Genomic DNA, 12,086 nt, shown 5'->3' with positions numbered 1-12,086 from the left:
TGCCATTGGCAGGTTTTTTGCGTTCAGGGACAATCAGGCGAGGTAGCCCAAATGCTCCAGCAGAATATTGATGCCGATACCGATCAACACCACGCCGCCGATGATCTCTGCGCGTTTCCCCAACAGCGGCCCGATAAAGCGGCCAATCATCATACCCAGCGTTGCCATAATCATGGTGGCCATGCCGATGGCCATGGCGGTATGCACAATATTGACCTGCAGGAAAGCCAGGCCAACGCCGATCGCCATGGCATCAAGGCTGGTGGCGATAGCGGTGGCCACCAATAGCCAGAAGCCGTGGCGCTTCACTTTTTCCACTTCGTCCGGTCGGTTTCTGATGCCTTCGACAATCATGCGCGTACCGAGAATAAACAGCAGCGAGAAGGCTACCCAGTGATCCCACTCCATGATGTATTGGCTGGCGAACAGGCCAATTGCCCAGCCGATGATCGGCGTAATGGCTTCGACCACGCCGAAGATGAGTCCGGTGCGCAGGGCTTCACGAAAACGGGGTTGATGCAGGCTGGCACCTTTGCCGATAGACGCGGCGAACGCATCCATAGACATGCCAAAAGCGAGAATGAGTGTAGCGGAAAGATTCATGTTAAATAGCCTCGGCCGGGCGGCTCCATATACACGTAACCCACCCCCAACCATACGACGGAGTTACGTGTCTATGGTCTCGCCAACCTTACCTGGCTGCCCGCACCACGTTTCAGAGTCCGAAACGAGTATGTTGATACGGGCGTTTCTGGCGTTTTATTGCCCAGAAACCGGCTACTCCCCAATGACGGCGCAACCATACCATAATATTTCTGACGACGACAACCTTAATTAATTGAGAATATTCTTTTTGGAATTGAGAATTGTTTTCATTAAAGAATTGCAAGAGGGAATATAATGTAGGCTGATGCAACAATGTTGCGTAAATAATAAACGGATAAGCGCTGGGGTTGTTGATTAATTATCCATATACAGCGCGTGTTATCGACAGGGGTGAAACTTGAATTCTTATTTATTCATTGATTTTCAACGAAAAAGTGATAAATCTTCTCCAGGTCGTCTAATTGTGTAACCTGAATGAGTAACCGGCGCTTTTCCAGGTCGATGACCAGGATGCCATCTTCAGATAAATTCATGGCTTTAATGCGGTTATATTCAATGAAGGTGTTGGCATAAAAGAAACCCTGTGTTTTAAACAGTATCTTGGGCCAGCGAATATAAGAAATGTAGATGGCGATCAGCGCTAAAGAAATAAGCAGATAAGTGGTCAATATTGCGCCGTTGGTGGTGACGTTTCGGTAAATCAAAATGGCAATCAGGCCGACAAAAATCAGGCAGTCGATCCGGTTGCGGCGTTTTAGCTGCACTTTAAGCCGCGTTTTGCCCTTCAGCAGGTTCATGCCGAATTCGTCGTAAATCGCATACAGCAGCATCAGCGCGGTAAAAATCAGTAATACGCCATCGGTCAGTGACATCGTTCAACTCCACAAATAAAAAAACCGGGGGTTTCCCCCCGGCTGCGACTAGCTTTACAGGCCCAGCAGACCAATCCAGTAACCGAAGATGCCGATGGCGAAGAAGCCGATGATAATCCACAGCGCATTCACTTTTCTGCGCAACAGCCACATACAGCCGAAGGTCAGCAGCAGCGGCACCAGACCCGGCATCAACTGATCGAGAATGGTTTGCACCGTGGTCACAGTGGTATGCCCGGTCTGATCGGTGATCTTCGACACCACCAGCGGGATATTCACGTGCGTCCACTTGTTAACCAATGCTCCCATCACAAACAGGCCAAGAATGGACGCGCCTTCCGTCAGTTTTTGCAGGAAGCCGCCGCCCATGTCATTAACGATATCCACCCCTTTGCGGTAACCGTAGGCCACGCCGTAATAGCGGGTCAGCAGGCGCACCAGGTTGAACAAGACAAAGAACAAAATAGGGCCAAGCAGGCTGCCGCTCATGGCAATACCGGCGCCGAGCGCGGCGAATACCGGCCGTACGGTGCCCCAGAAGATCGGGTCGCCCACGCCGGCCAGTGGCCCCATCAAACCGACCTTGATGCCGTTGATGGCCGCATCGTCGATCGGTGCGCCGTTGGCACGTTGTTCTTCCATCGCCATGGTAACGCCAAGCACCGGCGCCGCCACGTAAGGGTGGGTGTTGAAGAATTCAAGGTGACGTTTGATTGCCTGCTTGCGGTCGTCGTTATTTTCCGGGTACAGGCGGCGGATCACCGGCACCATAGAGAAGCAAAAACCCAGCGCCTGCATGCGTTCGAAGTTCCATGAGCCCTGGAACAGGTTCGAGCGCAGGAACACACCGCGAATATCGGCCGGCGTGAGTTTCTTTTGAGCTGTTGTATCAACCATGTCTCTCACCTATTCCTAATCGAGTTCGTTATCGAGATCGTTGGCATTAGCCGGACCAGCCTGTACAACCTGGGACTTGTTGTATTTCGGACTGAGCTGGATATAAAGCACGGCCATCACCACGCCGATGACGCCGAGCGCCACCAGGTTAAAGTTGGTGAAGGCGGCGGTAACGAAGCCGAGGTAGAAGAAGGGCATCAGGTAACCGGCGCGCATCATGTTGATCACCATGGCGTAACCGACCACCACAATCATCCCGCCGGCGATGTTCAGACCGCTGGTGACGACTTCCGGGATCGAGTTAAGCAGAGCGTGAACGCCTGCGGTGCCCACCGAGATGGCCACGATGACCGCCGGGATGGCGATACGCATCGCCTGCAACAGCAGGGCGGAGATGTGGATCCAGGTGATGGCGCGCAAACTGCCGCGTTCCGCTGCGCTGTCTGCCGCGTGCTGGAAGGCCACGGTCAGCGTACGCACTATGATGGTCAGCACTTGCCCGGCCGCCGCCAGCGGTATGGCCAGCGCGATACCGGCACCGACGCTCTGGCCGCCGGCAATAACCAGAATGGTGGAAATGATGGAAGCCAACGCCGCATCTGGCGCGACCGCGGCACCGATATTCATCCAGCCCAGGGCGATCATCTCCAGCGTACCGCCGATGATGATGCCGGTTTTCATATCACCGAGAATAAAGCCAATCAGGGTACAGGCGACCAGCGGACGGTGGAACTGGAACTCGTCGAGAACGGATCCCATCCCGGCGATACAGGCAACGATAAATATCAGCACAATCTGAAGAGTGGTGATCTCCATTGCACTTCTCCTATGACCAAAGAGCTCTGAGTAAAATAATTATTGGCTTGCGCCATTAATTGAGTTTGTTAATCAGGTCCATCATTTTTAACCGGCTGTCGGACGAGACTTTGCGAACTTCCAGTTCGATACCGCGATCGTTTAATTTCTTAAACGCTTCGATGTCTTTTTCGTCGACCGACACGGCGTTGTTGACCTGGGTTTTCCCCTGGCGAAACGCCATACCGCCTATATTCACCGATGTGATATCCACGCCGGCTTCGACCAGACGCCAAACATCGGTCGGATTCGTGAACAGCAGCATCACGCGGTCACCGGCGTATTTCGGGTTGTTCCATACGCGGATGGCTTTCGCCACGTCGACCACGTGCGCGGTCACGCCCGGCGGGGCCACTTGGGTCAGTAAGGTTTTGCGAACGTGATCGGCGGCAACTTCGTCGCTGATCACGATGATGCGGCTGACGTTGGTTTCCTTGGTCCAACGGGTGGCAACCTGGCCGTGAATCAGACGGTCATCGATGCGCGCCAGGCCGATCTTCATATGGTCATTGGGGCCAAGCGGGGTTTGCGGTACGGTGGGTTTGGCGGCAGGGGAACTTTGTGGCGCCGCGGGCTTAACACTCTCTTCTTCCGGTTTTTTCAGCGCTTTTACGCCTTCACGGCCGGTTTCCAACGCCAGTGCGACCAATTCGTCGAAGCCTGGGTTATCGTCCCGCGCCATGAACGTTTCCACCAGCATGGGAATGTTAACCCCGGTGACGACCTCATGGTTTTCTTTATCGACGGCAATGCGGCTGGCCGCGTTGAATGGGCTGCCGCCCCAGGTGTCCACCAGAAACAAGACACCACCGCTGGTGTCTAGCTCGCTGATTTTCAGGTTATATTTCTCGATTAACGTTTCGGCGTTTTCACCGGGGACGAAGTCTATAAAAGCGACGTTATCTTGCTCGCCCAATAGCATTTCCGTCGTCTTCAGCAATTGTTCCGCTGCGGTCCCGTGTGTGCCGATGATAATAGCTATTGCCACTCGCTACCTCCTCATTAAACTTCATACCCGTCATCTTTCAAGTCGCAGCGTTGTTGGCTGTAACCTGAAAGCCATAGGGTATATGCACGGATTGTGTCGTTCTTGATTTCCTTCCTGGCAGTCACTTCCGCGGTTCAGATACAGGTTCAGATACATTATGGTAGAAAATTAGAAACGCGGGCTTAACATTTCTCGCGCAGTTTCAAAAGCCTGTGCGCGTTAATTCACATTGGCGTCATTTATTTTAGTGAGTGAAAAAATAAATTTTGTGACATTGCTCTGTTATTGAGCGCTCAGATAACTCTTAATCCGGCATTTGCATAATTAAACAACAGAGCTGTTACAAGACGATGCTGAAGGTAAAAAAGCTTCTTTGCCGTAAAAAAAATTCCTGCTAGAGTATTTGCTCTTTCATATTTAGGAGTGAAGGGCCTCAGCCCACCCTATGGACTGTCACCGAAGTTACTGTTTTTCAAGGTTCCACCCGCCACCTGCTGGCGTAACACAAGTCACACGGCCGTTCGGCCATCCCCCGGTACTGCAATCCCGTTATCTTGCTGTTGTTGTCTGTGTGCCCACTGCGTCAGCATCGTCACGCCTGAGCCACGCTCGGCAATCCTGTCTTTTTTCCGGAGTCTGATATGGAATTTTTAATGGACCCCTCGATTTGGGCTGGGTTACTTACACTGGTGGTATTGGAAATTGTACTGGGTATCGACAACCTGGTGTTTATCGCCATTCTGGCCGATAAGCTGCCGCCGAAGCAGCGCGATAAAGCGCGCATACTCGGCCTGTCGCTGGCGCTGTTTATGCGTCTGGGCTTGTTGTCGGTCATTTCCTGGATGGTTACGCTGACTACGCCGCTGTTTAGCGTGGCGGATTTCAGCTTCTCCGGCCGTGATCTGATCCTGCTGTTCGGCGGTGTCTTCCTGTTGTTCAAAGCCACTATGGAACTGCACGAACGGCTGGAAGGGCAGACGCACCAGGATGGCGCCAACCGTGGCTACGCCAAGTTCTGGGCGGTGGTGGTACAGATTGTGATCCTTGACGCAGTGTTCTCGCTTGATGCGGTGATTACCGCCGTGGGGATGGTGAACGACCTGCCGGTAATGATGACCGCGGTGGTGATCGCCATGGTGGTGATGCTGGTGGCGTCAAAACCGCTGACCAACTTCGTGAATGCCCATCCGACCATAGTGGTGCTGTGCCTGAGCTTCTTGCTGATGATCGGCCTGAGCCTGATTGCCGAAGGCTTTGGCATGCATATTCCTAAAGGTTACCTGTACGCCGCGATTGGTTTCTCGATCCTGATCGAGCTGTTTAACCAGATTGCCCGCCGTAACTTTATCAAACACCAGGCGCACCGCCCGATGCGCGAGCGTACCGCAGAGGCGATTATGCGTCTGATGGGGCAACAGCGCGCACAGCAAACGGATGAAGCCGTACCGCAGCCGGTGAACGAAACCTTTGCCGCTGAAGAGCGCTATATGATCAGCGGCGTGTTAACGCTGGCTTCGCGTTCATTGCGCAGCGTAATGACACCGCGCACCGAAATCTCGTGGGTGGATTGCGATCGCTCACGTGAAGAGGTGCGCGAGCAATTGCTGGATACGCCGCACAGCCTGTTCCCGGTTTGCCGTGACTCGCTGGATGAGATTATCGGCGTGGTGCGCGCCAAGGATCTGCTGGTGGCGGTAGAACAGGGTGACGATATCGCCGAGTTTGCCGCACGCACGCCGCCGATAGTGGTGCCGGAAACCATGGACGTGATTAACCTGCTGGCGGTATTGCGTCGTGCCAAGGGGCGTCTGGTGGTGGTGACCAATGAGTTTGGCGTGGTACAGGGGCTGGTAACGCCGTTGGACGTGCTGGAGGCCATCGCCGGCGAATTCCCGGACGAAGATGAGACGCCGGATATCGTGGTGGAAGGCGCAAGCTGGCTGGCGAAGGGCGGCACCGACTTGCACTCGCTGGAACAGGCGCTGAACTGCGAAGATTTGGTCAGTCCGACGGCGGATTACGCCACACTGGCGGGGTTCCTGCTCTCTCATTACGGCCAGATGCCGGCTGCGGGGGATGTGGTGGAGCTAAACCAGCTGCGTTTCGAAGTTATTGAAGTGTCGGAGTACCGCATCGAGCTGGTGCGTATCACTAAAGTGACGCCTCACGACGAGGAACAGCAGTAACATGACGAGCCGGGGGCATCACGCCTCCGGCTTGTTTTCCCTTTCTTTCTGCCGCTCCTCACGCGCACTCATCGCTCGCAACTTCGATTCATACTGCTGTAACCACAGCGGAAATACGTTGATTGGCATCGGCTTGGCGAAATAGAAGCCTTGCAGCGCGTTCACGTCGTGTGAACGCAGGTAATCGGCCTGTTCCTCGGTTTCCACGCCTTCGGCCACTAGCTTTAGCTTCAACTTGTGCGCCAGAGTAATGATGGTATCGGTGACGGTGGCGTTGATCGCATCGGTACCGATGGCGGCGGTAAAACCGCGATCGATTTTCAACACGTCAGGGCTGAGTTTTTTCAGGTAACTGAGCGAACTGTGCCCGGTGCCGAAATCATCGATTGCCAGCATGATCCCCATTTCTTTCAGCGTCTTGATTTGCTCATACTGAATTTCAGACAGTGCGGTGCGTTCGGTAAGCTCCAGCATCAACGAGGGCATCGGTTGGGCCGGTAGCCAGATGCGCCGAATGTCGTCGATAAGGGTGACCGCGTTGAAATGCTCTGCGGCGACGTTAATGCTGATGTAAAACGACGGACGTGGCGGGAACAACTGCAGGTTTTCCACCACGGTTCCCATCAGGTAGCGGGTCAGGGCGATGATCAGCCCATGTTGCTCAGCGAGGGGAATAAATACGTCCGGCGAGATCCAGCCCTGGCGTTTGTTTTTCCAGCGCAGCAGGGTTTCCACCCCGATGCAGCGGCCCGTTTCCGCGTTGATGATCGGCTGGCAGTAAACGCGAAATTCGCGGTGGGTAATGGCGTGGCCAATATGGTAGGACAGGCTCATGCGGTTGGCGGTGAGCAGGTACACGACATAGGCCGCCAGCAGGCTGATCAGCAATGCCAGCGGAATATGGCGCGGTAGCGCAGCCAGGGCGAGCAGGCTTGCCTGCGGGCCAAACAGTGAGATGGAGAAGGGGTATTGCGTTGATTTTGCGGTATAGAGAAGGCCGGTAGTCAGGGAGTCGCTGCGCAGGATCTCCCGTCGCCCGTATTCCAGGCTGTTGCCACCGACGTTCAGCACCACCCGTTGTGCATAGGGTTCTTGCGGTTCCAGCAGGAAATTGGCCAACAGTTCAATATTGAATACATGCAGCACGCCGTTACGGTTGTTATCGGCGGTTTGCTGCGTCCACATGATCAGTGTCGGCACCCCTTTGGCGACGGCAAGAGAAGGGCGCAGGGTCAACTTTGTGCTACCGTTTGCCAGAGTGGGCAAGATAGCGTTGAAAACATAGTTACGTGCACCGAACAGGCTGGAACAGTAAATAACCCCGTCGTTGACTAACAACACGGCCCGCAGCGCCTGATTTTGCGCGGCGCGGAAGCGCAGTGTCGGCAGGACGGATTCACAGGATTGTTCCAGCAAGGGCATGGAGCGCTTGGCTTGCTGCTCAGCCGGCGCCAGCAGATTGTTGATTTTGGCGACAGTACGGGTGGCCAGTACCCGTTGGCTTTGTTCAATGGTGCCGAGTTCCTGATAGTAACGGGTATACAGCGAGAGCAACAGAATAGCCAACCCAACCGCCCCGGCCAGCAGCCAACGGTAATAACGGTATTTAGTCACGGCAAGTTGGGTCATCAACATCGGTAAATCCTTGTTCGGTAAGCTAGCCAAGAATCCTCGTCAGGCCAAATTGCCATGGAATGATACTCGGCTAATTCTAGCCTGTCGTTATACAAGAGTGATGGTAACCCAGTAAATTATTTAAATTTAGAGAAACAAAGGGCTAAATTGCAGGTTAACCGGTGGATCGACGAGATATTGTAAAATTATTTTTTCGTGACGGCGTCACTTGTGACGAGTAGGGAATTGATTATCAAGATCTTATACAAAGAAAAACCCCGCCGTGAAGGCGGGGTGTGGGGTCAATCGCACTGCACTTTTATTGCCAGGCCGCCGCGCGAGGTTTCGCGGTATTTGGCATTCATATCTTTGCCGGTTTCGTACATGGTCTCGATCACCTTATCCAGAGAAACGCGTGGTTCACTGGTGCGACGCAACGCCATGCGCGCCGAGTTGATCGCTTTCACGGACGCAATCGCATTACGTTCAATGCAAGGGACCTGAACCTGCCCGGCAACCGGATCACAGGTCAGACCCAGATTGTGCTCCATGCCGATTTCCGCCGCGATGCAAACTTGCTCCGGGCTGCCACCCAGCAATTCAGCCAGGCCTGCTGCCGCCATAGAGCAGGCGACGCCGACTTCCCCCTGGCAGCCTACTTCGGCGCCAGAGATGGAAGCGTTCATTTTGTAGAGTGCACCGACGGCACCCGCAGCCATAAAGTAGCGGATGTAAATGTCCGGGCTGACGGATTCGATAAAGTGGTCATAGTAGGCCAGTACGGCAGGAACGATGCCGCAAGCGCCGTTGGTTGGCGCTGTGACCACGCGGCCGCCGGCGGCGTTTTCTTCGTTAACCGCCAGCGCGAACATATTGACCCAGTCAATAACGTTCATTGGGTCGCTGGACAGCTTATCGGAGGAAACCAGCAAACGGCGCAGCGCGGAAGCGCGACGCGGTACACGCAGCGGCCCAGGCAGCACGCCCTCGGTGTTCAAACCGCGATCGATACAGGCGCGCATGGTCTGCCAGATGTTGCCGAAGTAGGTTTCGATTTCCTGCTTGCTGTGCAGCGCCAGTTCGTTCTGCATCACCATGCCAGATAAAGACAGCCCGGTCTCGCGGCAGTGATCGAGCATTTCACGAGCAAAATTGAACGGGTAAGGAACGGTCAGCTCATGTTCGTCGGCTTTGCCGAAGTTCTCTTCATCGACGATAAAACCGCCGCCGATAGAGTAGTAGGTCTTGCTGTAAACTTCTTTATCGCCGGCGAAGGCATGGATCTGCATGCCGTTTTCGTGCAGCGGCAGGTTGTCGCTGCGGAAAACCATGCCGCCGTCGCGCGGGAAATCGACTTCATGCAGGCCGCTGGCCAGCATCAGGCGTTGACGTTGTTCTACATCGCGAATAAAACTCGGGATGCTATCGATATCAACGGTATCCGGCATATTGCCCGCCAGGCCGAGGATGATAGCGATATCGGTATGGTGACCTTTACCGGTCAATGAGAGTGAGCCGTAAACATCTACAGCTACACGCGTGATAGAAGGCATCAGGCCTTTATTTACCAGATCGTCGACAAACTGTTTGCCGGCTTTCATCGGTCCAACCGTATGAGAGCTGGACGGGCCGATGCCGATCTTAAACATGTCGAAAACGCTAATCACGCTAAAACTCCTTAGAGGCATATTGTTATGGCTGCATCGGTTAAAAACCGCGCAGGGAACAGCGATATTGTAAAAGGCCCGTACGGATTCGGTTGCCTTTTTCGCATGAAATAAAATAATCCTTGGTGTTGGTTTACTTATTGATTGTCTCTGGCAGCCGGTCAGCCGTGGAACCTTCCGTTGCCCAAACTCAGTTAATGACAATCGCGCCAGCTTCCGTTGCGGGGCGCTGCCGGTTTAATCCCTATATTGATAGTGGTTTATTCCGGACGGCAGTATTTTACAGGTATTTCGTAAGGTTGAAGAGAGGGTTTACAGTTTTTTTAAAACTCTCATGGCCAGAAAGGTAGTTGAAAAAGCAGAGGAATGAAGTGATGCCGATCGCTTTACCCGCGCCTGTTACGCAGGTAACCGTTTGTCTTGTGATCTGTGTCACGTATCTGGCGTTAAATATTCACCTGCTGCGCCAGCCGGCGAATGATAGCGGCGGTCAATCCCCAGACAAACTGACTCTGATACCAGGAAAGATAAATGCGGTGCGAGTGGCCTGCGCGGTGGATATCCAGCGGATAATAGCGTGACAGCGTCAACGCTTCATGCAGCGGGATCTCAAAGACGTCGGCCACTTCGTCTTCGTTGGCGCTGAATTGCACATCGGGCGAGATCAAGCCGACCACCGGCGTGACCTGGAACCCGGTGCTGCTGTCAAGCGGCGCCAGTTGGCCAAGCACGGTCACCGACTGGGGTGGGATCGCCACTTCTTCGTGCGCTTCACGCAGTGCGGTGATAATCGCCGAGCCATCTTCGGCATCGGTTTTGCCGCCGGGAAATGCCACCTGGCCGGCATGTTTACGCAGTGAGTCGGCGCGGCGGGTGAGCAGCAGAGTGGGTTCGGGGCGGCAGACAATAGGGATCAGCACCGCCGCCGGGCGGGTATTGTGCGAAATCTGCGACGCCTGCGGCAACTGCAGTTGGAAGCGGCTGATAAAAGCGGCAAGCGAGGTCGGGTAAATCGGTTGGCTCACGACGAGGTAACCTCTCCCAATTGCGGCAAGATACGGCCGACCTTATCAAAGGTTTCCTGATATTCCGCCTGTTCCTGGCTGTCGGCCACGATGCCGCCGCCTGCAGAACAGTAAATGCGACCGTTTTCGGTGATTAACGTGCGGATGGTGATATTGGTGTCCATGGTGCCGCAGGCGCTGATATAACCGATGCTGCCGCAGTAGGCATTGCGCCGCTGCGGCTCCAGCTCCTCAATGATTTCCATCGCCCGCACTTTTGGCGCGCCGGTAATGGAGCCACCCGGAAAGCAAGCGCGCAGCAGTTCGGTTGCTGCTGTGCGTTCCGGCAGGATGGCGGTGATGGTGCTGACCAAATGATGGACTGCGGGGAAGGGTTCGACCACGAACAATTCGGGGACGCGCACGCTGCCCGGCTCGGCAACACGGCCGATATCATTACGCAGCAGGTCGACAATCATCAGATTCTCCGCACGGTCTTTCGCAGAGTGTGCCAATCGCTGCGCCTGCTGCGTATCCTGATCGGCATCGTCCAGCCTCGGCAAGGTGCCTTTGATCGGACGGGTTTGAATGTGCCGGTTCTCCAGCCACAGAAAACGCTCGGGCGAAACGCTCAGTACGGCGTTGTCCGGCAGGCGTAAAAAGGCGGAGAAGGGCGCGCGGTTGCTGGCGTTCAGTTGTTGAAAGGCTTGCCATTCATCGCCCTGATAATCTGCTGAAAAGCGCTGCGCCAGATTAATTTGATAGCAATCACCGCTACGCAGGTAATGCTGAATGCGCTGGAACTTTTCGCCGTACTGTTGGCGCGTCATATTGGCCTGCCAGCGGCTGGTCAAGGCAAATGCCTGCTGCGGTTGCGGCCGTTGTGCGTTAAGCCACTGCCAGCGCTGTTCCGTGTCGCCGTAGCTGAGCAACGTCAATGTCTGCCGGTGGTGGTCGGCAATCAGCGCCCAGTCATAAATGCCGATCGCCATATCCGGCAGCGCGATATCCGCCTGTGCCCATTGCGGCAGCTTTTCCACTCTGCGCCCCAGGTCGTAACCGAACAGCCCGAGTGCGCCCCCCTGAAACGGCAGGTTGGGATCTGCCGTGGGATGCCACTGCTGTTTTTCCAACTCTTCTTGCAGCAGACTGAACGGATCTTCTTGCGACTGCTGGTCATCTTCACCGCGGCGAACCTCGGTGATTTGCCCTCGTGTGGTCAGAGTTGTGCAGGGATCTGCGACCAGGATATCGAAACGGTTATGCGAGTGTTCGGCAAAGCCTGAGTGCAGCAACATCGCCCACGGCTGCTGTGCCAGCGGAGCAAAATGCTCCAGCAGGGCGGTACGGGTGTAAGGCAAAGACTTAAGATTCGGTGCGGTTGCGCTCATGGGCCT

At 54.8% G+C, this 12,086-nt stretch carries 10 protein-coding genes and 1 riboswitch; of the genes, 1 reads left to right on the top strand and 9 read right to left on the bottom strand.

What is annotated here, in order from left to right; all coding sequences use genetic code 11:
- Positions 1-33: 33 nt before the first annotated feature.
- From mntP to manX, 5 genes are all read right to left on the bottom strand, one after another.
- The gene (gene mntP, locus ACUTQW_RS07410) at positions 34-603 is read right to left on the bottom strand and encodes a manganese efflux pump MntP (RefSeq protein WP_004945650.1); all 570 of its coding nucleotides are present in this window, start codon (positions 601-603) and stop codon (positions 34-36) included.
- An 11-nt stretch (positions 604-614) separates the two neighbouring features.
- A riboswitch (yybP-ykoY riboswitch) is annotated at positions 615-798 on the bottom strand.
- Between the two features lie 221 nt (positions 799-1,019).
- On the bottom strand, positions 1,020-1,478 hold the full coding sequence (locus tag ACUTQW_RS07405; RefSeq protein WP_020439196.1) for a DUF986 family protein: 459 nt from the start codon (positions 1,476-1,478) through the stop codon (positions 1,020-1,022).
- A 54-nt stretch (positions 1,479-1,532) separates the two neighbouring features.
- Positions 1,533-2,375, bottom strand: coding sequence for a PTS mannose transporter subunit IID (locus ACUTQW_RS07400; protein WP_004945644.1), 843 nt, complete (start codon positions 2,373-2,375; stop codon positions 1,533-1,535).
- 15 nt (positions 2,376-2,390) lie between these two features.
- A complete protein-coding gene (locus ACUTQW_RS07395) occupies positions 2,391-3,191 on the bottom strand; it encodes a PTS mannose/fructose/sorbose transporter subunit IIC (protein ID WP_004945641.1) in 801 nt (266 codons plus the stop codon).
- A 55-nt stretch (positions 3,192-3,246) separates the two neighbouring features.
- Positions 3,247-4,218, bottom strand: a complete 972-nt coding sequence (gene manX / locus ACUTQW_RS07390; protein WP_006325930.1) for a PTS mannose transporter subunit IIAB — start codon at positions 4,216-4,218, stop codon at positions 3,247-3,249.
- Positions 4,219-4,859: 641 nt separating this feature from the next.
- Between manX and ACUTQW_RS07385 the strand changes: the two genes are divergently transcribed.
- The gene (locus ACUTQW_RS07385) at positions 4,860-6,404 is read left to right on the top strand and encodes a TerC family protein (protein ID WP_004945630.1); all 1,545 of its coding nucleotides are present in this window, start codon (positions 4,860-4,862) and stop codon (positions 6,402-6,404) included.
- Positions 6,405-6,422: 18 nt separating this feature from the next.
- Here ACUTQW_RS07385 and ACUTQW_RS07380 read toward each other — a convergent pair whose 3' ends face one another.
- The 4 genes from ACUTQW_RS07380 to pabB form a co-directional block, all read right to left on the bottom strand.
- On the bottom strand, positions 6,423-8,039 hold the full coding sequence (locus tag ACUTQW_RS07380) for an EAL domain-containing protein (protein ID WP_006325928.1): 1,617 nt from the start codon (positions 8,037-8,039) through the stop codon (positions 6,423-6,425).
- A 281-nt stretch (positions 8,040-8,320) separates the two neighbouring features.
- Positions 8,321-9,685 carry an L-serine ammonia-lyase gene (gene sdaA, locus ACUTQW_RS07375; RefSeq protein WP_006325926.1) on the bottom strand — a complete coding sequence of 455 codons (1,365 nt, stop codon included), beginning with the start codon at positions 9,683-9,685 and terminating at the stop codon, positions 8,321-8,323.
- A 446-nt stretch (positions 9,686-10,131) separates the two neighbouring features.
- On the bottom strand, positions 10,132-10,710 hold the full coding sequence (locus tag ACUTQW_RS07370; RefSeq protein ID WP_006325924.1) for a CoA pyrophosphatase: 579 nt from the start codon (positions 10,708-10,710) through the stop codon (positions 10,132-10,134).
- Entirely contained in the window at positions 10,707-12,080 is a 1,374-nt protein-coding gene (gene pabB / locus ACUTQW_RS07365; protein ID WP_064798935.1) for an aminodeoxychorismate synthase component 1, read from the bottom strand. Before pabB ends, ACUTQW_RS07370 begins: the two co-directional genes overlap by 4 nt.
- Between the last annotated feature and the right edge of the window lie 6 nt (positions 12,081-12,086).

This window comes from Serratia sp. TSA_7, from assembly GCF_052692135.1.
The sequence above is the reverse complement of the archived record's forward strand: the minus strand, read 5'-3'. Positions and strand labels throughout refer to the sequence as shown.

Excerpts from the sequence above, each read along its gene's own strand:
- ACUTQW_RS07400 (WP_004945644.1), bottom strand. The coding sequence starts at position 2,375 with ATGGTTGATACAACAGCTCAAAAGAAACTCACGCCGGCCGATATTCGC.
- ACUTQW_RS07405 (WP_020439196.1), bottom strand. The coding sequence starts at position 1,478 with ATGTCACTGACCGATGGCGTATTACTGATTTTTACCGCGCTGATGCTG.
- pabB (WP_064798935.1), bottom strand. The coding sequence starts at position 12,080 with ATGAGCGCAACCGCACCGAATCTTAAGTCTTTGCCTTACACCCGTACC.
- mntP (WP_004945650.1), bottom strand. The coding sequence starts at position 603 with ATGAATCTTTCCGCTACACTCATTCTCGCTTTTGGCATGTCTATGGAT.
- ACUTQW_RS07395 (WP_004945641.1), bottom strand. The coding sequence starts at position 3,191 with ATGGAGATCACCACTCTTCAGATTGTGCTGATATTTATCGTTGCCTGT.
- ACUTQW_RS07380 (WP_006325928.1), bottom strand. The coding sequence starts at position 8,039 with ATGTTGATGACCCAACTTGCCGTGACTAAATACCGTTATTACCGTTGG.
- ACUTQW_RS07385 (WP_004945630.1), top strand. The coding sequence starts at position 4,860 with ATGGAATTTTTAATGGACCCCTCGATTTGGGCTGGGTTACTTACACTG.